Origin of the sequence: Pseudoxanthomonas mexicana (assembly GCF_014397415.1) — a bacterium.
Classification (GTDB): Bacteria; Pseudomonadota; Gammaproteobacteria; order Xanthomonadales; family Xanthomonadaceae; genus Pseudoxanthomonas_A; species Pseudoxanthomonas_A mexicana.
The window spans coordinates 3088038-3110689 of sequence record NZ_CP060731.1; the positions used below are offsets into that span (position 1 = coordinate 3088038).

The window sequence follows — 22652 nt, forward strand, 5'->3', positions numbered from 1 at the left end:
ATGTACATGTCTCCTATCAAGAACGCGCTCCTCGCCACTGCCCTGATGTCCGTCTGTGCCCTGGCTCATGCGGGGGTGGTGGTGGTCGTGTCGGCCAAGAGCGATGTCGGTGCCCTGACCCAGGCCCAGGTCTCGCAGATCTTCCTTGCCAAGTCGCTGGCCCTGCCGGGAGGCGGCACCGCGGTACCGATCGACCAGGACGAAGGTTCCGCCGTGCGCAACGCCTTCTACCGCCAGGTCACCGGAAAGGATGCCGCACAGATGAAAGCGTACTGGTCCCAGCTGATGTTCACCGGGAAAGCCCAGAAGCCGAAGAAAGTGGCGGGCGACGATGCGGTGAAGAAGGCGGTCGCCGCTACCCCCGGCGCCATCGGCTACATCGACGCTGCTGCGGTCGATGCCAGCGTCAAAGTGGTCCTCAAGCCCTAGCCCGCATGGCGATGCCGCTTGCCGCGGCATCGCCGGCGCCAACCGAGCACTGACATGAAACGCCTTCTTGCCCTGCCCCTCTTCTGGAAGCTGCTGGCCCCTGCAGGCCTTTCGATTCTCTGCCTGCTGGCCTACCTGGCTTTCAGCACCTCCGTCTTCAAGCAAAACAACCAGCGCCTTCAGGCGGTACGCGACGTCCATTTTCCGGTGCTGGACGCGATGACGCGCAACGTCGCCGCGCTGGATGACGTGATCAACGGCCTGAACGGTGCGGCGGCGGCCGGCGACGCCGACATGCTGCAGGCGACCCGTGCCGAGGCCGAACGCATCACCGCCACTTATGCCAGGCTGCAGAAGCTAGATCCCGAGCAGGCAGCCGCCCTGGGCGATCTGCGCAAGGAATTCGATGCGTACTACACGATCGCGTATTCGGTTGCGGAAGACTTCGTCAAGCAGAATCCCGACGTCGATCCCGACAAGGTCACCCGCATGGCGGAAGCTCTGGAGACCTACCGCACGCACCTGACCTCGACCCAGAAGCAGGTCGACCAGCGCTTCAGGCGGACCGTACAGACCGCCATGGACAACTCCGATCGCGCCATGCTCACCGGCATGATCCTTGGCCTGGCGGCGATCCTGGCATGTGTCGGTTTCGGCCTGTTGATGGCACGCGCCATCAGCCGCCCCCTGAAGCACGCCATCGATGTGGCACGCGGAGTGGCTGCGGGCGATCTGGACATGGACATCCACGTCGAGCGGGAGGATGAGGGCGGAAAGCTGCTGCTCGCGATGCGGGACATGCAGCGGCAACTCCAGGCCGTCATCTCCGCCCAACGGGAAATGGCGGGCCAGCATGAAGCGGGCATGATCAGCTACCGGATGGACGAAGCGTCCTTTCCCGGCGATTACGGCGTGATGGTGCGCGAGACGAATGCGCTGGTCGCCGCGCATATCGCCGTCAAGATGCGTCTGGTGGACGTGATGCAGCGCTACGCCGCCGGCGACCTGTCGGTCGACATGGATCGCCTTCCCGGCGAGATGGCGGTGCTCACCCAGGCCATGGACGCGACCAAGGCCAACCTGTCGGCCATCAACGGCGAGATCAAGCGCCTGGCGATGGCGGCCTCGTCGGGCGACTTCAGCCAGCGCGGCGATGTGGACAATTACCAGTACGATTTCCGCGACATGATCGACGGTCTGAACCAGCTGATGGAGACGACCGACGGGAACCTGGCCGAGGTGTCGGAACTGCTGCAGGCCATCGCCCGCGGCGACCTGACCGCCCGCATGGAAGGCGACTTCCACGGCGTGTTCGCCAGCATGCGTGACGATGCCAATGCGACGGTGGCCCAGCTGACCGACATCGTCGGCCGCATCCAGGACGCTTCCACCTCCATCAACACCGCTGCTGGCGAGATTGCTTCCGGCAACAGCGACCTGTCGCGCCGTACCGAGCAGCAGGCCGCCAACCTGGAAGAAACCGCCGCCTCCATGGAGGAACTGACCTCCACCGTGCGGCAGAACGCGGAAAGCGCGCGCCAGGCCAACCAGCTGGCGCAGGGCGCCGCCGGCGTCGCTTCGCAGGGCGGTGAAGTCGTCGGCAAGGTCGTCACGACGATGCGCGACATCGAGCAGTCGTCCAAGAAGATCGCCGACATCATCTCGGTCATCGACGGCATCGCCTTCCAGACCAACATCCTGGCGCTCAACGCCGCGGTGGAAGCCGCGCGCGCCGGCGAACAGGGCCGCGGCTTCGCGGTGGTCGCGAGCGAAGTGCGCACCCTCGCCCAGCGTTCGGCCAACGCGGCCAAGGAGATCAAGGGCCTGATCGAAAACTCGGTGAGCAAGGTGGCCGATGGCTCCGCCCTGGTGCACCAGGCCGGCGCCACCATGGGCGAGATCGTGGCCAGCGTGCAGCGCGTGACCGACATCATGGCCGAGATCTCCGCTGCTTCGCAGGAACAGAGCGCGGGCATCGAACAGGTGAACCAGACCATCGTGCAGATGGACGAGACCACCCAGCAGAACGCCGCACTGGTGGAGGAAGCCACCGCCGCCGCGCGCAGCATGGAGGAACAGGCACATGCGCTGGCCGAGTCCGTCGCCGTGTTCAAGCTCCACGGCACGGCCGGCGCGCCGGTCCGCAAGCCCGCTGGCGTCGCCACCTCCACGCGCACCGTATCCACGCCCAAGGCCGGGGTCCGCAAGCCGGAACCGGCCCTCGCCGAGGGCGACTGGCAGGAGTTCTGAACCCTGCGGTGGGGACATGCAGTCCGCGTACGGCCCGGTCGATCCGGGCCGTGCGCATGCAGGCACCAGGCCAATAGGCGCGCAATGCGCCTCTGCCGGGCCTGCCTGCGCCCCACGCGTCGGATCGTGATCGAAGACCGTCCTCTGTCGATCACGCGTGCCGGACGAAACCCAGGCACTCTGCAACCGCGCCAACGTCGCTAAAGATCATGCGACGCACGCCGATACGGTCTGTGACGCCTTCCGCCGGGCCTGCTGCCCCACGCCGACCGTATGACCGAGCCCACCGACTCCCCCCTGGCCGAGCCGATCCGGTACGAGGATGAGGAGAAGTACCTGGTGCGCAACGGACACGAGATCCGGCGCATCCTCCAGGCCCTCATCGAGCGGCGCGCCCTGGTGAGCGGCTGCGCCATGCCGCGCAACCACACCTTTCCGACCTCCATCGTCGAAGTCCTGGACGATGACGACGCGGTCCTGATCGACGGCAGCGCCAGCGAGACCATCAACCGCAGCATCGAGGACGCGACCCACGTCACCTGCGTGTCCCGGCTGGACCGCATCCACGTGCAGTTCCGCCTGCAAGGGTTGGTACGCCTGCACCACGAAGGACAGGTCGCCTTCCGCGCCGACCTGCCGGAGACCCTGCTACGCCTGCAGCGACGCGAGTACTACCGGTTGCAGGTGCCGGTCACTCAACCGCTGGAATGCGCCATCCCCCAGCACCATCCCGATGGCGAGACCACCTACGAGCGCTACCGCGTGCTCGACATCAGCGGCGGCGGTATCGCCCTGGCGGTACAGGCGGAGAATCCCACGCTGCGGCCTTACCGCGAGTTTCCGGACTGCCTGCTTTACCTGCCCGACGGCGGCCCCCTGAGCCTGCGCCTGATGGTGAAGAGCCTGCACAGCCAGCTCAACCAGAACGGAACGGAAAGCTGGCGCGCCGGCTGCCAGTTCACCGACTTGCCTCGCGGCGCCGACGCGCTGATCCAGCGCTATATCTTCCGACTGGAACGCCAGCGCAGCGCCCGCGAGCGCGGCGCCGCGTGATGCACGTCGGTTTTCGTGTCGCAGCCCTTCATGTCACACGTTTCCGCACTCAACCTCGCCGCACGCCCGCCGATATCCCGCATGACTCCTGCAACACGGGCGTGACCGCCGCCAGCGGCCTCCCTTCCTGCAGGCGCTATCGCCGTATCGCTCAACCTGCACGAGGCCGCCATGTCATCCGCTCTTTCCCACTCCTCTTCCCGCAGCATCGCCACACGGGTGATGTACGGCGTCGCGCTCGTCGCGCTGCTGGCGTTCGGCGTTGCCGCCGCGGCCAGCTACCTGCGCAGCAGCCAGGCCCTGTTGACGGGCGCGCGCGCGACGATGGAAGGGCTGGCCAGCCTGGAGGCGCAGCGCATTTCGGGCGAACTCGGGCGCGCCTTCGACGGTAACGAGGCCCTGGCGCATGCGCTGCTCGCCCAGCGCGCCGGCGACGGCGTCAGCCGCGCGGCCGCCAGCGCCGTCATCAGGCGCCAGCTGGAGGCGCACCCCGAATGGGTCGGCGTGGGCACGCTGTGGGAACCCGACGCCTTCGACGGCCAGGACGCGGCGCATGTGGCGGCCGAGGGCCACGACGACACCGGCCGCTTCATGAGCTACTGGGCCTGGAGCGACGGCGCGCCGCTGCTGGAGGCCCTGCGCGATTACGAGGTGCCCGGTGCGGGCGATTGGTACCTGCGCCCACGCGAGCTGAAGCGCGCGGTCGTCGCCGAGCCCTACGTCTACAAGATCGCCGGCAAGGACGTGCTGATGACGACGCTGTCCACGCCCATCCTGGACGGTGACGAATACGTCGGCGTGATGACCGTGGACTTCGCCCTGCAATCGCTGCAGGAACGCATCGCCAAGCTCACCCCGATGGAGGCCGGCTTCGTCCGCCTGCTGACCCCCGCCGGCGTGGTGATCGGCGACCACGACGCGACCCTGCTCGGCAAGCCGTTCGCCGATCTCGACGCAGCCGGCCTGCTGAAGCAGATCGCCGCGGACAAGCCCGTGTTCCGCGAGGTGGAGGACGCCTCCGGCGAAGCGATGGTCGAAGCCTACGTGCCGCTGCAGATCGGCACGGCGGCGGAGCGTTTCGCGCTGGGCGTGGTGGTGCCGCGCGCGGTCCTGATGCGCGAAGCCCGTGCGGTGCTGTGGACGGTGGTCGCCGTGGGCGCACTGGGCGCGGCCCTGCTGTGCGGTGCGGTGTTCTGGCTGCTGCGTCGCCAGGTCAGTGTTCCGCTGGCAGGCGCTGCACGCGTGGCCGACGACATCGCCGGCGGCAAGCTGGACAGCGAGATCGGCGTGGGCCGCGACGACGAGGTCGGCACGCTGATGAAGGCGCTGCGCAGCATGCAGGGCCACCTGCGCGAGCGCATCGAGCGTGATCAGGCCATCGCGCGCGAAAGCCTGCGCATCCGCACCGCGCTGGAGGAGGTGACCACCAACGTCATGATCGCCGACGCCGACCGCACCATCGTCTACGCCAACCAGCCCCTGATGAGGATGCTGGCCGACGCCGAACAGGACCTGCGGCGCGACCTGCCGGCCTTCGACGTGCGCACCATGGTGGGCAGCAGCATCGACGTCTTCCACAAGAAGCCCGAGCACCAGTCGCGCATCCTGTCGCAGTTGCAGGGCACGCACCGCGCCCAGATCCATGTCGGCGGCCGCGTCATGCAGCTGATCATCAATCCGGTGACGGACAGCGACGGACAGCGCATCGGCTATGTGGTGGAGTGGGCCGACCGAACCGCCGAGGTGATGGTCGAGCAGGAAGTCACCCGCATCGTCCAGGCCGCGGTACAGGGCGACCTGAGCGGACGCATCGCCGAAACCGGCAAGCAGGGCTTCCTGCTGGCGCTGTCGCAGCAGCTGAACGGCCTGCTGGCGACGATCGCGGGGAGCGTGGACGCCGTGTCGGGCGTACTGCAGTCCCTGTCCCGCGGTGACCTGACCACCCGCATGGAAGGCGACTTCCACGGCGTGTTCGCCCGCATGCGCGACGATGCCAATGCGACGGTGGCCCAGCTGACCGACATCGTCGGCCGCATCCAGGATGCCTCCACCTCCATCAACACCGCCGCCGGCGAGATCGCGTCCGGCAACAGCGACCTGTCGCGCCGTACCGAGCAGCAGGCCGCCAACCTGGAAGAAACCGCCGCCTCCATGGAGGAACTGACCTCCACCGTGCGCCAGAACGCGGAAAGTGCCCGTCAGGCCAACCAGCTGGCCATCGGTGCCGCGGGTGTTGCCTCGCAGGGTGGCGAGGTCGTCGGCAAGGTCGTCACCACCATGACCGACATCGAACAGTCGTCCAAGAAGATCGCCGAGATCATCTCCGTCATCGACGGCATCGCCTTCCAGACCAACATCCTGGCGCTCAACGCCGCGGTGGAAGCCGCCCGCGCTGGCGAACAGGGCCGCGGCTTCGCGGTGGTCGCGAGCGAAGTGCGCACCCTCGCCCAGCGTTCGGCCAACGCGGCCAAGGAGATCAAGGACCTGATCGAAAACTCGGTGAGCAAGGTGGCCGACGGTTCGGCGCTGGTGCACCAGGCCGGCGCCACGATGGGCGAGATCGTCGCCAGCGTGCAGCGCGTGACCGACATCATGGCCGAGATCAGTGCCGCCTCGCAGGAGCAGTCGGCCGGCATCGAACAGGTCAACCAGACCATCGTGCAGATGGACGAGACCACCCAGCAGAACGCCGCGCTGGTGGAGGAAGCATCGGCCGCCGCGCGCAGCATGGAGGAGCAGGCCCAGGCCCTGAGCGAGGCCGTCGCCACCTTCAGGCTGGGCGAGCATGGACACGTGGCCCGGCTGGTCCAGGAGCGCGTGACCCGCATCGCGTCGGCGGCCTCGCCCCGCGCCGTGTCCGAACCCCGTCCCTACTGACCCTAAAGAAACCCTGCCCGGGGCCGATCTAGGCCTTGACCGGTTCCGCCCCGGGAACCCCTGCCCCTTTCCGGCTGCCACAGGAGCCCGATCAATGAGCGACAACAAGACCCAGGCCGCAGCGAGTGCGGACGAGTTCCTCAGCTTCACCCTGGGAGAAGAGCATTACGGCGTGGATATCCTCAAAGTCCAGGAAATCCGCGGCTACGACTCGGTCACCCGCCTGCCCGACGCCCCCGACTACATCAAGGGCGTGATCAACCTGCGCGGCACCATCGTGCCGGTCATCGATCTGCGCCTGAAGCTGCGCCTGAAGGAGGCCCGCTACGACGCCTTCACCGTGATGATCGTGCTGAATGTGGAGGACCGCGTGGTCGGCATCGTGGTGGACAGCGTGTCCGACGTGATCGCGCTCAATGCCGAACAGATCCGGCCCACGCCCGAATTCGGCGCCAGCGTCGATACCCGCTTCATCTCGGGCATCGGCACCGTGGACGACCGCATGCTGATCCTGCTGGACATCGAGACGCTGATCGACAGCGCCGACTTCGGCCAGCCGCTGCCGGAGCAGGTCGCGGCCTGACGTACCCCCGCGAACGGCATCCAGAGACCGTCGGCCGCAAGGCCGGCGGTCTTGTCGTTTCGGCCCCGGCGACGCGTGCCTACGCCTTTGGTCGCGTGAATGCGAGACGCACTGAAATTTCGGCTACACAGGCCGATATCGATCGGGAGGGCCATCGGCTGCCGCCTCCCGAACGCCCACGTACCGCGCCTGTCGCCAGAGATCTCCGCATGAACCTCAATGCCCGCCTCGCCCAGTCCCTTTCCCATCTTCCCCTCAAGCGCAAGTTCCTGATCCAGACGGCCCTGGTCGCCCTGGGCACCATCGCGCTGGCCGTCATCGCCGCACGCATGCAGTACCTGGACCTGACCGGCACGCGCCAGGAAGGACTGAAAGCGCAGACCGAGATGGCCCTGGGCGTGATCGAGGGTTACGCCGAGCAGGCGAAGCGCGGCGCGCTGGACGAAGACGAGGCCAAGGCGCGCGCGCTGGCCACGCTTTCCACGATGCAGGCCAACAAGGGCGTGGACTACTTCTTCGTGACCGACGAAGTCCCGACCATGCTGATGCACCCCACCCGCCCCGACCTGATCGGCAAGCCGCTGGACGATGTGCTCAGCCCGGACGGCAAGCGCATCTTCCCTGAATTCGTCCGCGTGGCGCAGGCCGGCGGCGGCCATGTCGATTACAGCTGGGCCAAGGCCGGCGAGGAAGATCCAGTGCCGAAGACCTCATATGCGGTGCTGTACCAGCCGTGGGGCTGGGTGATCGGCACCGGTGTCTACGTCGACGATACCCAGGCCCAGGCACTGCAGTTCACCTTCATCATGACCGTGGCCGGCGGCCTGCTGGTGCTGGTGAGCATGGCGATCGGCTGGGTGATCGGCCAGTCGGTGCTGGAACCGGTCTCGCGCGCGCTGGCTGCCATCAAGGGGGTTTCGCGCGGCGATCTGAGCGTGCGCACCGCCCACCATGGCCGGGACGAGGTCGGCCAGATGCTGAAGGCCACCGACGAGATGGTGCACATGCTGGAGCGCTTCTCGCACGAGACGCGCGACATGATCCGCCTGCATGCCGCCGAGGACATCAGCCACCGCATGCCGGAGGACTTCCCCGGCGTGTACGGCGAACTGGCCGGCGGCATCAATACCATGATGTTCGAACACCTGGATGCCTTCCGCGATGCGGTCGGTATCCTGGAACGCTACGCCAGCGGCGACCTGAGCCAGGACGCACGCCGCCTGCCCGGCACGCGCGCCTTCCTGCATGAAGCGATGGACGCGGCCAAGACGAGCCTGCTGGCGATCAACGGCGAGATCAAGCGCCTAGCCGCCGCCGCTGCTGCCGGCGACTTCACCGCACGCGGCGACGAGGCCGGCTTCCGCCACGATTTCCTGCACATGGTGCAGGGACTCAACGCGATGATGGCCACCAGCGACCGCAACCTGGCCGAACTGTCCGCCCTGCTGCGCGCCATCGCCGATGGCGACCTGACAGCGCGGATGGAAGGCGACTTCCACGGGGTGTTCGCCACCATGCGCGACGACGCCAATGCGACGGTGGCCCAGCTGACCGACATCGTCGGCCGCATCCAGGACGCCTCTACCTCCATCAACACCGCCGCCGGTGAGATCGCTTCCGGCAACAGCGACCTGTCGCGCCGTACCGAGCAGCAGGCCGCCAACCTGGAAGAAACCGCCGCCTCCATGGAGGAACTGACCTCCACCGTGCGCCAGAACGCGGAAAGCGCGCGCCAGGCCAACCAGCTGGCCATCGGTGCGGCGGGCGTCGCTTCGCAGGGCGGTGAGGTCGTCGGCAAGGTCGTCACCACCATGTCCGACATCGAACAGTCGTCCAAGAAGATCGCCGAGATCATCTCCGTCATCGACGGCATCGCCTTCCAGACCAACATCCTGGCGCTCAACGCCGCGGTAGAAGCCGCCCGCGCTGGCGAACAGGGTCGCGGCTTCGCGGTGGTGGCGAGTGAAGTGCGCACCCTCGCCCAGCGTTCGGCCAACGCGGCCAAGGAGATCAAGGACCTGATCGAGACCTCGGTGGGCAAGGTCGCCGATGGTTCCGCCCTGGTGCACCAGGCCGGCGCCACCATGGGCGAGATCGTGGCCAGTGTGCAGCGCGTGACCGACATCATGGCCGAGATTTCCGCTGCTTCGCAGGAACAGAGCGCGGGCATCGAACAGGTCAACCAGACCATCGTGCAGATGGACGAGGCCACCCAGCAGAACGCCGCCCTGGTGGAGGAAGCCTCGGCCGCCGCGCGCAGCATGGAAGAGCAGGCCCAGGCGCTAAGCGAATCGGTCTCGGTGTTCCGTACCCAGGCCACGGGCGCGTTCCGTCCCGTGCGTCATGCGAAGGCGGAACCAGGGGCGAACGATGTCCCGCCGGCCATCGCGTCCTTCGACGACATGATCGCGTCGCATCTGAAATGGAAACTGCGACTCAAGCAGCAACTGGGCGGCAAGGGGGAAGGTCTACATGCGACCGAAGTGGGCCACGATGCCCTGTGCCAGCTAGGTCGATGGCTGCAAAGTGCGCAGTCCAAGATCGGCCACTTGCCGGAATACGTTCGGCTGAAGGATCTGCATGCCCGCTTCCACCGCTGCGCCGCTGACGTCTTGCGCCTTCATAAGCAAGGCAGCCCTCGGGCGGAACGCGTGCTGGAAAGCGACTTTACCGTGCTGACACAGCAGACCGTGGCTGCGATTCGCGCGTTGAGAGGAGCCGCGCAGCCAGACTCGGACTCGGGGTCTGCCAGTCGTGCCCGATCCCGGACGGCCAACCGCCCGCTGCGCACGGTTCCGGAAGCAGTCCTCGCCGACGGCGACTGGCAGGAGTTCTGAGGCGGCGGACGCGCCGATGCGCCCCTCCCGTGACCGTGTTCAAGTAATCCGGATCCTGGTCGATATGTGACCAGAAGCCCCATCACCCCTGGCATCCGATGACCGTCGCACTCCCCACCCACGACGACGCCTTCTGTCGGACGCCCCCGCACCGCAAGGACACTGCATGCTCGGACGCACGCTGACCTCGCTGGCGCCCGGACGCGACGCACGGGCGACGACGGCGTCCTCGCAGGACAGTCTCTGGCAGGTGCTGGAGCAGTCCGTCGATGCCGCCTTCGTCGTCGATGCCCGCCATCGCGTGGTGCTGTTCAATCCGGCCGCGGAAGCGCTGTGGGGATGTCGCCGGGAGGACGTGCACGGCCTGCCGTTCACGCGCCTGCTGGCCGCCCCCCAGACCGCCGCCTCGCCCGAAGCGACCCTGGCGGCGCTGACCGGAAGTCACCGCGACGCGACCTTGCGACGCCCGGAGGGCAGCGAGATCGCCTGCTCGGTATCGATGTCCAGGATGGAAGTGGGCACGCACGCCTTCCACACGGCCTTCGTCCGCGACACCAGCGAACAGCAGCGCCAGCTGGCGCGCCTGCGCCAGCTGTCCATCGTGGTGGACAGCAGCGACAACGCGATCTTCATCAGTTCGGCCGACCGCGAAGTCGTCTACGTCAACAGCGGCTTCACCCGCATGCTGGGCTACCGGCTGGAGGAACTGCGCGGCATCCGACCCGCGCAACTGCTGTCCGGCCCGCACACCGACCCGTCGCTGGACGCAAGGATCAACCGCGCGATCTCCGCCGGTGAAGGCCTGCAGACCGAAGTGCTGCTGTACACCAAGTCCGGCCGGCCGCTCTGGCTGTCCGCCGCGATCAACCCCGTGCACGACGAGGACGGCGCGTTGCTGGGCCTGGTCAGCGTGCTGAGCGACATCACCCGCACCAAGATGCACCAGGTGCTGCACAACAAGGTGCTGGACGCGCTAGTGCACGAGTGGGCCGTGACCGACGTGATGACACTGATCTGCCGCGAGGTGGAGCACATCGCGCCTGAGCTGACCGTCTCCATCATCACCGTGGACAGCGAGGGGTTGATGCGCACGCTCGCCTCGCCCAGCCTGCCCGAAGCCTGGGCGCGCAAGATCGACGGCATGGCCATCGGCCCACGGTCGGGCGTCTGCGGCGCCGCCGCCTGGCGCGGCCGGGCGTTGCTGGTCAAAGACATCGCCAGCGACCCGCTGTGCGCGAACACACGCCACCTCACCTCCCCGCTGGGCCTGCGCGCCTGCTGGACGCATCCCATCAAGTCCAGCAGCGGGCGCGTGCTCGGTACCCTGTCGTTCTACTACCGCGAGAACCGCGGCCCCGACGAACTGCACGAGCGGCTTGCCGACACCTGCCTGCATCTGTGCTCGCTGACGCTGGAGCGCGAACAGACCAACGAACGCGTCCACCAGCTGGCCTTCTACGACACGCTGACCGGGCTGCCCAACCGCATCATGTTCAGCGCCAAGGCCGAGCAGGCACTGGCCAACGTCGCGCAGGCGAACGGCACGGCCGCCGTGCTGTTCATCGACCTGGACCGCTTCAAGCGGGTGAACGATGCACAGGGCCATGCGGCGGGCGATGGCCTGCTGCGCGACGTCGCCGCACGCCTGAGCGAGGAACTGGGCGGCATCAACATCGTCGGCCGCCAGGCCGGCGACGAATTCGTGGCGGTGCTGCCGATGTGCAGCGCCGAGCAGGCGGGCAGCGTGGCCGAGCGCCTGCTGGGCGCGATCGCCACGCCCACCGCCGCCGGCCTGATGACCCTGCACCCCAGCGCCAGCATCGGTGTGGCGATGTTCCCCGACGATGGTCGCGACATCGACCTGCTGGTCCGCCACGCGGACATGGCGATGTACCGTGCCAAGAGCGACGGCGGCGGCGGCTTCCGCTTCTTCAGCGTGGACATGAACCGCCTGGCGCAGGAACGCGTCTCGCTGGAAACCGCCCTGCGCGACGCCCTGCGCCTGGATCAGCTGCAGCTGCAATACCAGCCGCAGGTCGGGGGCGGGGACGAGCGGCAGCTGTACGGGGTGGAAGCGCTGTTGCGCTGGCACCACGCCGACCTGGGGGTGATCCCGCCCTCGCGCTTCGTTCCGGTGGCCGAGGAATGCGGCCTGATCGCCGAACTCAGTCTCTGGGTGCTGCGCCAGGCCTGCAAGCAGATGGCCGATTGGCGCCGCCGCGGCATCGACATCCCGCGCGTGTCGGTGAACATCTCCGCGATCAATTTCCGCGAACCCGCACTGTCGCTGCAGATCGCCGGCCTGCTGGACGAACACGGCCTGTCGCCGGACGACCTGACCCTGGAAATCACCGAAAGCGTGATGCTGGACCCGGACCCGGACGTGCTGGAGAACATCGAAGCCATCTACGTGCTGGGCGTGCGCCTGTCGCTGGACGACTTCGGCACCGGCTACTCCAGCCTCAGCCACCTGCATCGGCTTCCGATCAGCGAGCTTAAGCTGGACCAGAGCTTCGTGCGCGACATCGACACCAGCGCCATCGCGCGCACGCTGACCTCCTCGGTACTGCGCATCGGCGAGAGCCTGGGCATGAAAGTCGTCGCCGAAGGCGTGGAAACCGAGTCGCAGCACCGATTCCTGACCGAACAGCGCTTCCCCGTGCTACAGGGCTACCTGTTCTCGCCGCCGCTGCTGCCTGCCCCGCTCGAGCGCTGGCTGACCGAGCACCGCTATACCGCCGCGGTCGAGGCCGGCCCCGCGCCTGTGCACGCGGCCTGAAACGGCGCGTGGGGGCAAAGTGTGACCGACCGCCCATTCGGATGCATGCACGCGACAGGTGGGCGACATCACCTCAAGTTTTGTTAGGTGAAGCCGATTTCAGGCAGTGAGCCTTTACCCCTCCCTGCAAACCCGGAGCCACTGGAATGAAAATCGCATCCGCCCTGACCCTGTCCATCGCCGTCGTCGGCGCCGCCCTGCTGATGCCCGCCTCGCCGGCCAACAGCCAGTCGCAGGTCGACAACGCCATCCCGGCGGACATGGCCACCCGCTTCACCGGCAAGGCCGGCACCGTGTGCGGCAAGGTCGGCAAAGCGCGCTACGCGGAGAACACCGAAGGCACGCCGACCTTCCTGTACATGGGCGGCAGCTTCCCGCGCCACACCTTCACCGCGCGCATCCCGGGCGACGCCCGCGCCAAGTTCAAGCCGGCGCCGGAAGAACTGGAAGGCAAGGACGTGTGCGTGATCGGCACCATCGAGCGCGACAGCTCGCGCGCCGAGATCGTGGTCAATTCGCCCTCCAACCTGAAGCTGGCCACGATCCGCTGACCCGCTTCGCCGGCAGGGCGCACCGCCCTGCCATGTCCCGGTCGCATCTGAAGGCGGTGCAGCGAGCACCGCGGTAAAGGAAACAAATCCCATGCAGCGGATCAAGAACTCGAAACTGACCACGAAGATGATGCTGGCCTTCGGCGTGGTGCTCGCGCTGATGCTGGTCCAGGGCGTGACCGCCTTCACCGGCCTGAACTCCCTGAACGGCGCCACCACCACGGTCACCGGCGACGTCCTGCCTTCGGTCGAAGCCGCAGGCGAACTGCGCAGCATGATCAGCGAACTGCGCAGCACCTCGTACCGCCAGCACGTGCGCGCCAGCGACAGCGTCAAGGCCGAGGCCAAGGAGGAAGCCGCCAAGTCCGTGCAGCGGATCGAGAAGGCGATCAAGGACTACGCGCCGCTGATCAGCAACGCCGAGGAGAAGAAGGCCTACGACCTGTTCGTCAAGGAATGGGCGGCGGCCAAGAAGTCCTACGCCGACGTGCAGGAAATGGTCGACCTGGGCCTGGCCGACGACGCCGTGGACACCTTCATCGGCGACACCCGCGACCAGCACCGCAAGGCCTCCGCCGCCCTGGGCGCGTTGATCGCGGTGGTGAACGCGGAAGCCAAGGTCGCCAGCGAGGACGCGGACAGCACTTTCGCCGCATCCAACACCCTGATGATCGTCATGCTGCTGATCGGCATCCTCGGCGGCCTGGCGCTGGCGTGGTTCTTCGCCCGCGCCATCGCCCGCGCCGTCGGCGAGGCCGTGCGCGTGGCCAACGACGTGTCGGCCGGCAAGCTGGACGGCAAGATCGACACCACCCGCCAGGACGAAGTGGGCCAGCTGCTGTCCGCCATGCAGCGCATGCAGACGCAGGTGCAGTCAGTCATCGCCGCGCAGAGCGAGATGGCCGCGCGTCACGATGAAGGCCAGATCAGCTACCGCATGGACGACAGCGCGTTCCCCGGCGAGTATGGCCGCATGGTGCGCGATACCAATGCCCTGGTCGCCTCGCACCTGCAGGCCATCGGTGATGCACTGAAGATCATGCAGCGCTACTCGGTTGGCGACCTGAGCCTGGACATGCCCAAGCTGCCGGGCGAGAAGGCCAACCTGACCGAGACGATGGACGCCACCAAGGCCAACCTGTCGGCCATCAACGGCGAGATCAAGCGCCTGGCGATGGCGGCCTCGTCGGGCGACTTCAGCCAGCGCGGCGATGTGGACAAGTACCAGTACGATTTCCGCGACATGATCGACGGTCTGAACCAGTTGATGGAAACGACCGACGGCAATCTGGCAGAAGTCTCGGAACTGCTGCAGGCCATCGCCCGCGGCGACCTGACCGCGCGCATGGAAGGCGACTTCCACGGTGTGTTCGCCCGCATGCGCGACGACGCCAACGCCACCGTGGCCCAGCTGACCGACATCGTCGGCCGCATCCAGGATGCCTCCACCTCCATCAACACCGCCGCCGGCGAGATTGCTTCCGGCAACAGCGACCTGTCGCGCCGTACCGAGCAGCAGGCCGCCAACCTGGAAGAGACCGCCGCGTCCATGGAGGAACTGACCTCCACCGTGCGGCAGAACGCCGAATCGGCCCGCCAGGCCAACCAGCTGGCTCAGGGCGCTGCGGGCGTCGCTTCGCAGGGCGGTGAGGTCGTCGGCAAGGTCGTCACGACGATGCGCGACATCGAGCAGTCGTCGAAGAAGATCGCCGACATCATCTCGGTCATCGACGGCATCGCCTTCCAGACCAACATCCTGGCGCTCAACGCCGCGGTGGAAGCCGCGCGCGCCGGCGAGCAGGGCCGCGGCTTCGCGGTGGTGGCGTCTGAGGTGCGTACCCTCGCCCAGCGCTCGGCCAACGCGGCCAAGGAGATCAAGGGCCTGATCGAAACGTCCGTGGACAAGGTCGCCGATGGCTCCAAGCTCGTGAACCAGGCGGGCGCCACGATGGGCGAAATCGTCGCCAGCGTGCAGCGCGTGACCGACATCATGTCCGAGATCTCCGCTGCTTCGCAGGAACAGAGCGCGGGCATCGAACAGGTCAACCAGACCATCACCCAGATGGATGAGACCACCCAGCAGAACGCCGCGCTGGTGGAAGAAGCCTCGGCCGCCGCACGTTCGATGGAAGAGCAGGCGCAGGCCCTCAGCGAATCGGTCTCGGTGTTCAAGCTGCATGCGCACGCCGCGCCCGTGGCGGCCGCCAGGCAGCCCGCCCGTCCCGCGCCCGCCACCTCTGTTCCGGCGAAGCCGGCGGCACGCCCCGCCGCCCCGGCCGCCCTGGAGCCCGCGCTGGCCGAAGGCGACGACTGGCAGGAGTTCTGAGGCACGCCGTTTGCATTGCCTGACCTGTCACCGGTGTTCCGTCTCGTCGACGGGGCGCCGGTGACGGAAGCCCGCCAGCACCCCGTCCGTTCGAGACATCCATGTCCGTCAGCACCCGCTCTCCGGCCCTCGCCGCCGCCACGATCCGACGGACCCCCGCCCCTCCCGCCGGCCGTGACGACGCTCCCGCATCGGGCGCGCGCGACTTCGAGTTCGACGATCGCGATTTCCGCCGCGTCGCCGACCTGATCCGCCAGCGTGCCGGCATCGCGCTGGCGGACGGCAAGCGCGACATGGTCTACGGTCGCCTGTCCAGGCGCCTGCGCGCGCTCGGGCTGCGCAGCTTCAAGGACTACCTGGACCGGTTGGAGCGCGACGGCGGCGACGAGTGGCAGGCCTTCACCAATGCGTTGACCACCAACCTCACGTCGTTCTTCCGCGAGCCGCACCATTTCGAGCGCCTGCAGGAAGAACTGGCCAAACGCCGCAACGACGGTCCGCTCAAGATCTGGTCGTGTGCCGCCTCCACCGGTGAGGAACCGTATTCGATCGCCATCACCGCCTGCGAGGCTTACGGCACGCTGACGCCCCCGATACGTATCCTGGCCACCGACGTGGACACGCAGGTGCTGGCGACCGGCGAACGTGGCGTCTATCCGATCGAACGCATCGCCGGCCTGGACGATGCGGTGAAGCGCCGCTATTTCCAGCGCGGCAGCGGCCCCAACGAGGGCAAGTGCCGCGTGCATCCGGCATTGCGCCAGCTGATCGAGTTCCGGCCGCTGAATCTGCTCGCGCCGCGCTACGAGGTATCCGGCCCGTTCGTGGCGATGTTCTGCCGCAACGTGATGATCTACTTCGACAAGCCCACGCAGCGGGCCATCCTGACGCGCCTGGTCCCGCACCTGGCCGACGACGGCATGCTGTACACCGGGCATTCGGAGAACTATCTGCACGCAGCGGACATCATCCAGCCCTGCGGGCGCACGCTGTACCGGCGTGCCGGGACGGCCGCATGAGCGCCGTCGCTGCCGCCTTCGCCGATGGCCGCGTGATGCGGTACCACGATGCCCGCTTCAAGACCGAAGCGGCCAAGCTGCTGCCCACCCAGTACCTGGTGGTCGACAACGACACCGCGCTGGTCACCGTGCTGGGTTCCTGCGTGGCCGCGTGCATCCGCGACCCGCTGCTCAAGCTGGGCGGGATGAACCACTTCCTGCTCCCCGACGGCAACGTGGGCGACGGTGCGCCGGCGCGGTACGGCAGCTACGCGATGGAACTGCTGATCAACGACCTGCTCAAGCGCGGTGCGGCACGCAACCGGCTGGAAGCCAAGGTGTTCGGCGGCGCCAACGTACTGAAGGGGTTCACCAGCAATCCGGTAGGCACGCGCAATGCCGAATTCGTGCGCCGCTACCTGGATGCCGAGCGTATCCCGGTGATGGCCGAGGACCTGCGCGGCATCCATCCGCGCAAGGTCTGGTATTTCCCGCAGACGGGGCGCGCCGTCGTCCAGCGCCTGCCGCACGCGCACGATGCCGAAGTGCTGGCCGCCGAGTCCGCCGCCCGCGCCCGCCTGTCCAAGGCCCCGGTCACCGGGGGCGTGGAGCTGTTCTGATGAGTACGACCCCTTGCCGCGTGCTGATCGTCGACGACTCGGCGGTGGTGCGCCAGATCCTGACCGAAATCCTGTCGCGCGACCCCGGCATCGAGGTCGTCGGTTCCGCCGCCGACCCGCTGCTGGCGCGCGACAAGATCAAGCGCCTGAACCCGGACGTGATGACGCTGGACGTGGAAATGCCGCGCATGGACGGGCTGGCCTTCCTGGAAAACGTCATGCGCCTGCGGCCGATGCCGGTGGTGATGATCTCCTCGCTGACCGAGCGCGGCGCCGACACCACGCTGCAGGCGCTGGCGCTGGGCGCGGTGGATTTCGTTTCCAAGCCCAAGCTGGACGTCGCCAGCGGCCTGCAAGCCTACGCCGACGAGATCATCGCCAAGGTAAAGACCGCGGCCAAGGCGCGCGTGCGCCCGCTGGCCCGCACCAGCGCGCCACGCACCGGACTGGACACGACACTGCCCGCACCGCCCGCACTGCGCTTCCGCACCACCGACCGCCTGATCGCCATCGGCGCTTCCGCCGGCGGCACCGAGGCCCTGCGCGTGGTGCTGGAGCAGATGCCGGCCGACGCGCCCGCCATCGTCCTGACCCAGCACATCCCGGCCGGCTTCAGCCGCGCCTTCGCCGAACGCCTGGACCGCCATTCGGCCATGGCCGTGCGCGAGGCCACCGATGGTGAAGCCATCCTGCCAGGCCACGCCTATCTCCCGCCCGGCGGCCAGCACATGCGGGTGATCCGCGACGGCGCCCGCTGGCGTTGCCGCATCGACGACGGCCCGGCGGTGAACCGCCACAAGCCGGCCGTGGACGTGCTGTTCCGGTCCGTCGCCCAGAGCGCGGGCGGCAACGCGGTCGGCGCCATCCTGACCGGCATGGGCGACGACGGCGCCCGCGGCCTGCTGGAGATGAGCCAGGCCGGTGCGCCCACCCTGGTGCAGGACGAAGCCACCAGCGTGGTCTGGGGCATGCCCGGCGCGGCCATGCGGCTGGGTGCGGCCAAGGAAACCGTGCCGCTGGAACGCATCGCCCAGCGGCTGCTGGACCTGGCGGCGGCGATCGCCTGAGCCTCCGGAATCCCCATTGCGGGCCTGCTGTAGGAGCGACGTGAGTCGCGACCGCACGCCTGCCACCGTCGTGGCCCGAGACACAAGCAGGACGCGGTGACGATCAGCCGCACCGCTCGAGAAGGCCAGCTGTTGTTTCCCTGCCGCGGTCGCGACTCACGTCGCTCCTACAGGGGCAGCAACACCGGTCACAGATCGCGCACCACAGCAAAACCACGCGAATTCCCGCCTAAAGAGCCGTTCCGCACGGCCGATACTCCACAGTGAGCTTCATCAGAGAGCACCCATGTACTCGCGCATCCTGGTTCGTCTGGCGGCACCCCTCATCCTGACCCTGCTGTTCCCGCTGTCGGTCGGTCTCGACTGGCCCAATGCCCTGCAGTGGGCCCTGCTGACATCGCTGACCCTGGCCTGGCTGATCTTCGCCTGGCTGTCGGTCGTCAACTCGCACCAGATCTCGCCGGAGCATGCCAGCGTCGTGCGCGAACAGGATGCACTGCTCACCGATCTGCGCCGCTTCGTCAACAACGAGATCGAGGGCTCGCGCCACGAGATCGACCGCGCCCGCGAACTGATCCGCGAGGCCGTCGGCAGCCTGGGGGGCAGCTTCGACGCGATGAATCGCAAGTCGCGCGAACAGAGCGCCGCCATCGCCCGCATCATCGACCGCAACGGCGACGGCGACCGCGCCGGCGTGGATGTGGCGCGCTTCGCCCAGAACGCCAGCCAGCGCATGGAACAGCTGGTGGAAGCGCTGGAGCAGGTGGCCGGCCAGAGCGGCACCACCGTGCACCACATCGACGACATGGCCCAGCACCTGGACGGCATCTTCTCGTTGCTGGAGGACGTGAAGTCGATCGCCGACCAGACCAACCTGCTGGCGCTGAACGCCGCCATCGAAGCGGCCCGCGCCGGCGAGGCAGGCCGCGGCTTCGCGGTGGTCGCCGACGAGGTGCGCAACCTGTCCGAGCGTTCCACCGCCTTCAACGAGCAGATCCGCAAGCTGGCGCACAGCTCGAAGGAGTCCATCGCCAAGGTCCGCGATACCGTGTCCCACATGGCCTCGCGCGACCTGGACCGCTCCCGCGAAGCGCGTGCCGAAGCCGCCGGCATGCTGAGTCAGGTGGCGGCTATCAACGCCTCGCTGGGCGATGGCATGCGCGAGGTCTCGATGTGCGGCCACGCCATCGACGCCAGCGTGGCCGATGCGGTCCGTTCGTTGCAGTTCGAAGACATCGCCACCCAGTCGCTGGGCAGCGCGGTGACGCACCTGGAGCGTCTGGCCACCATCAACAAGGAAGCAGTCGCCCTGCAGGAACTGCTGCACCGCTCGGGCGGCGCGACCGACAATGAACTGCTCAGCGCGCTGCGCCTGATCGGCAACCGCCTGCGCGACCAGCGCACGGAATGGGAGCGGCCGCCGCACAAGCCGGTGGCGCAGCAGAACATGGGCGCCGGCACGGTGGAGCTGTTCTGAGCCTGCCGTCCATTCCCGGCAGAAACCGCCACGGGGCGATCGCGATGCGGTCGCCCCGTGCCGTTTGTGCCGCTCGCCACGTGGTCCGCCGGAAGGCGCGGCTGGCATACTGCGGCGACCGCCCTCCGCACCGGCCGACGCCCATGCCGTCTCCTTCCGCGCTGCTGCTCCAGCTGTTCCGCCTGCAGGAGGAGGAGCGCGCGCGGGTGGGACGCGCCCTGCACAACCAGGTGGGACAGGCCCTGTCGGCCATCCGGATGGGCGCGCACCTGGTGCAGTCGGAGGACGATGCCGACCTGCGCGCGGAGGACCTGCACGAGATCATCCGGGCCAGCGACGAGACGGTGGCGATCCTGCGCGACCTGCACGCCCGCCTGCACCCGCCCCAGCTGGACGCCATCGGCCTGGACGCGGCGCTGCGCGCCGAGGTCGAGCGCCACTTTGCGCCGGGCAAGCTTTCGGTCTCGCTGCCGCCGCTGCCCCGCGCACCGCAGGCGGACCTCGCCCTCGTGGCGTTCCGCATCGGCCAGGCCCTCCTCCGGCAGGCGGCCACGCGCGCGGACGGCGGCGCGCAGGTGACGCTGGCGGACGACGACGATGCCTTCGTGCTGAGCGCCCGCCACATCCCCGGCGACCTGCCCGACGCTGCGTTGTGGCGGGCGCTGGCCAGCGCCGCCGGCGGCCGGCTCGACGACGAGGGGGGCAGCCACTGGCGACTTCGCCTACCCTATGGGCCGGCACCCGCGACGTCCCCCGACCCCGCTTGAACACCGAGCACGCCCACCTGCCCCGCCTGCCCCGCCTGGGTGCCGGCGAACCCGACCTGCAGCGGATGGTCGACGCCGCCAACGCGGGCGGGACGCCGCTGATGCTGCTGTACCTGGACATCGACCACTTCCGCTCGATCAACGAGAACATGGGCGTGGAAGTCGGCGACGAGGCGCTGGCCATCCTCAGCGACCGCCTGCAGCAGGCGCTGGGCCCCGAGTCGCGCGCCTGGCGGCATGGCAGCGACGAATTCATCGTGGCCGTGCCGCGCCTGCCCGGCACCCTGCCGCCCGAACGTTTCGGCGACGCGCTGCGCGAGCAGATCGAACTGCCGATGACGGTGCTGCCCTACACGCTGTTCCTGACCGGCACGCTGGGCATCGCCCTGTGCCCGGAGCACGCGGACACGGCGTCGGGCCTGCTGCAGTGCGCGGAAAGCGCGATGGAACAGGCCAAGCACGAGGGCATGAACCTGGTGCGCCTGTACCGCCGCGGCGCCGCGATCACCGCGCGCAGCGACAGCATCATCGCCCGGCAGATCGTCAACGCCATCCAGCACAACGAACTGCGCCTGTTCTACCAGCCGCAGATCAACGCCCACGACGGCCGCGTGGTCGGCATGGAGACGCTGCTGCGCTGGTACTCGCCCGCCCTGGGCCTGCTGGTGCCCGAGCGCTTCATGCATGTGGCCGAAAAGCTGGGCGTGATCGTGCAGATCGGCGACTGGGTGCTGCGCAACGCCTTCAAGCAGGCGCGCATCTGGCGGGACTGGGGTTTCGACGACTTCGAGATCGCGGTCAATGTCTCGACGCTGCAACTGCTGCGGCCCAGCTTCGTGGCCGAGGTGCTGGAGGCGATGCAGGAAGCCGGCATACCGCCGCAGATGGTGGTGCTGGAAGTGCGCCAGAACGCGCTGGCCAAGGACATGAACCTGGTCCACCGTACTCTTGCCCAGCTGCACCGCGAGGGCGTCCGGCTGACCCTGGACGACTTCGGCATGGGCGATTCCAACCTGGATTCGCTGGTCCGCTTCTCGGTGGACAAGATCAAGATCGACCGCAACTTCGTGAAGGGCGTGCCCTCGGGCAACCGCGAGGTGGCCATCACCTGCGCCATCATCGCCATGGGACACCAACTGGGCATGAAGGTCATCGCGCATGGCGTGGAAACCGACACGCAGCTGGGCTTCCTGCGCCGCAACCAGTGCGACATGTTCCAGGGCCACCTGTTCGGCGAGCCGATGAACGCCGAGGACGCGGGCGCCGTGTTGCGCCGCCGCTACCTGCGTGCGGACGCGTTCGCGGCCACCAAGCCCGACCGCACCCTGCTGCTGCTCGACGACGAAGAGAACATCCTGCGCTCGCTGGTGCGCCTGTTCCGCCGCGACGGCTACCGCATCCTGGCCGCCAGCAACGTCACCGACGCATTCGAACTGCTGGCGACCAACGACGTGCAGGTCATTCTGTCCGACCAGCGCATGTCGGACATGAGCGGCACCGAGTTCCTCGGCCGCGTACGCATGCTGTATCCGGACACCGTGCGCCTGGTGCTGTCGGGCTACACCGACCTGGCCACCGTGACCGAGGCCATCAATCGCGGCGAAATCTACCGCTTCCTCACCAAGCCGTGGAACGACGACGACCTGCGCGAGCACATCCGCCAGGCCTTCACCGCCTATGAGAACCAGCCCCACCACCGCGCTCATGCCTGAGGCGGCGCCGTGGTGCCTGTACCTGCTGGAGTGCCGCAACGGCGCGTACTACGCCGGCATCACCAATCGCCTGGACGCACGCTATGCCGCGCATCTTGCGGGTACCGGCGCGAAGTACACGCGGGCGAATCCGCCGGTACGCGTCGTGGCGAGTCGCGCCTATCCGGACCGCAGCGCCGCGTCACGGGCGGAAGCACAGCTCAAGCGGTTGCCCAGGTCGAAGAAGCTGGCGTTCTTCGACCAGGCGTCTTGTAGGAGCGACGTAAGTCGCGACCGCGGAAATCAAACCATCCCGGGCGGTTGATCGCCCGGCCATGCGCTCAAGC

General features: G+C 68.0%; 16 protein-coding genes. All 16 read left to right on the forward strand.

The features are described 5' to 3' along the window. Window positions 1–6 precede the first annotated feature (6 nt). The 16 genes from IAE60_RS14480 to IAE60_RS14555 all read left to right on the forward strand — a co-directional run bounded on the left by IAE60_RS14480 (window position 7) and on the right by IAE60_RS14555 (window position 22630). On the forward strand, window positions 7–429 hold the full coding sequence (locus IAE60_RS14480; RefSeq protein WP_185897008.1) for a substrate-binding domain-containing protein: 423 nt from the start codon (window positions 7–9) through the stop codon (window positions 427–429). A gap of 54 nt (window positions 430–483) precedes the next feature. Continuing rightward, window positions 484–2679 carry a methyl-accepting chemotaxis protein gene (locus tag IAE60_RS14485; RefSeq protein WP_187572789.1) on the forward strand — a complete coding sequence of 732 codons (2196 nt, stop codon included), beginning with the start codon at window positions 484–486 and terminating at the stop codon, window positions 2677–2679. A gap of 273 nt (window positions 2680–2952) precedes the next feature. Continuing rightward, the gene (locus IAE60_RS14490) at window positions 2953–3732 is read left to right on the forward strand and encodes a flagellar brake protein (RefSeq protein WP_162110314.1); all 780 of its coding nucleotides are present in this window, start codon (window positions 2953–2955) and stop codon (window positions 3730–3732) included. Window positions 3733–3903: 171 nt separating this feature from the next. After that, window positions 3904–6609, forward strand: a complete 2706-nt coding sequence (locus IAE60_RS14495) for a methyl-accepting chemotaxis protein (protein ID WP_187572790.1) — start codon at window positions 3904–3906, stop codon at window positions 6607–6609. A gap of 94 nt (window positions 6610–6703) precedes the next feature. Next, on the forward strand, window positions 6704–7192 hold the full coding sequence (locus IAE60_RS14500) for a chemotaxis protein CheW (protein WP_162111477.1): 489 nt from the start codon (window positions 6704–6706) through the stop codon (window positions 7190–7192). A gap of 209 nt (window positions 7193–7401) precedes the next feature. Continuing rightward, window positions 7402–10029 (forward strand): methyl-accepting chemotaxis protein, encoded by a 2628-nt coding sequence (locus IAE60_RS14505; RefSeq protein WP_187572791.1) that lies wholly within the window; start codon window positions 7402–7404, stop codon window positions 10027–10029. A 166-nt stretch (window positions 10030–10195) separates the two neighbouring features. Next, entirely contained in the window at window positions 10196–12808 is a 2613-nt protein-coding gene (locus IAE60_RS14510) for an EAL domain-containing protein (RefSeq protein WP_187572792.1), read from the forward strand. 146 nt (window positions 12809–12954) lie between these two features. Then, a complete protein-coding gene (locus IAE60_RS14515) occupies window positions 12955–13359 on the forward strand; it encodes a hypothetical protein (protein WP_187572793.1) in 405 nt (134 codons plus the stop codon). 91 nt (window positions 13360–13450) lie between these two features. Beyond that, on the forward strand, window positions 13451–15685 hold the full coding sequence (locus IAE60_RS14520) for a methyl-accepting chemotaxis protein (protein WP_276509853.1): 2235 nt from the start codon (window positions 13451–13453) through the stop codon (window positions 15683–15685). A 101-nt stretch (window positions 15686–15786) separates the two neighbouring features. Beyond that, window positions 15787–16704, forward strand: coding sequence for a CheR family methyltransferase (locus IAE60_RS14525; RefSeq protein ID WP_187572794.1), 918 nt, complete (start codon window positions 15787–15789; stop codon window positions 16702–16704). Beyond that, window positions 16701–17303 (forward strand): chemoreceptor glutamine deamidase CheD, encoded by a 603-nt coding sequence (gene cheD, locus IAE60_RS14530; RefSeq protein ID WP_187572795.1) that lies wholly within the window; start codon window positions 16701–16703, stop codon window positions 17301–17303. Before IAE60_RS14525 ends, cheD begins: the two co-directional genes overlap by 4 nt. After that, window positions 17303–18370: a protein-glutamate methylesterase/protein-glutamine glutaminase gene (locus tag IAE60_RS14535; RefSeq protein ID WP_425504431.1), complete on the forward strand. Its 1068-nt coding sequence runs from the start codon at window positions 17303–17305 to the stop codon at window positions 18368–18370. The genes cheD and IAE60_RS14535 overlap by 1 nt, the downstream gene beginning before the upstream one ends. 286 nt (window positions 18371–18656) lie before the next feature. Then, window positions 18657–19847 (forward strand): methyl-accepting chemotaxis protein, encoded by a 1191-nt coding sequence (locus IAE60_RS14540; protein ID WP_187572796.1) that lies wholly within the window; start codon window positions 18657–18659, stop codon window positions 19845–19847. 143 nt (window positions 19848–19990) lie between these two features. Then, window positions 19991–20614, forward strand: a complete 624-nt coding sequence (locus tag IAE60_RS14545) for a sensor histidine kinase (RefSeq protein WP_187572797.1) — start codon at window positions 19991–19993, stop codon at window positions 20612–20614. Next, complete coding sequence (locus IAE60_RS14550; RefSeq protein WP_425504432.1) at window positions 20611–22326, forward strand: EAL domain-containing protein; 1716 nt, start codon at window positions 20611–20613, stop codon at window positions 22324–22326. The genes IAE60_RS14545 and IAE60_RS14550 overlap by 4 nt, the downstream gene beginning before the upstream one ends. Continuing rightward, complete coding sequence (locus IAE60_RS14555; RefSeq protein ID WP_187572798.1) at window positions 22319–22630, forward strand: GIY-YIG nuclease family protein; 312 nt, start codon at window positions 22319–22321, stop codon at window positions 22628–22630. Before IAE60_RS14550 ends, IAE60_RS14555 begins: the two co-directional genes overlap by 8 nt. Window positions 22631–22652: the final 22 nt, after the last annotated feature.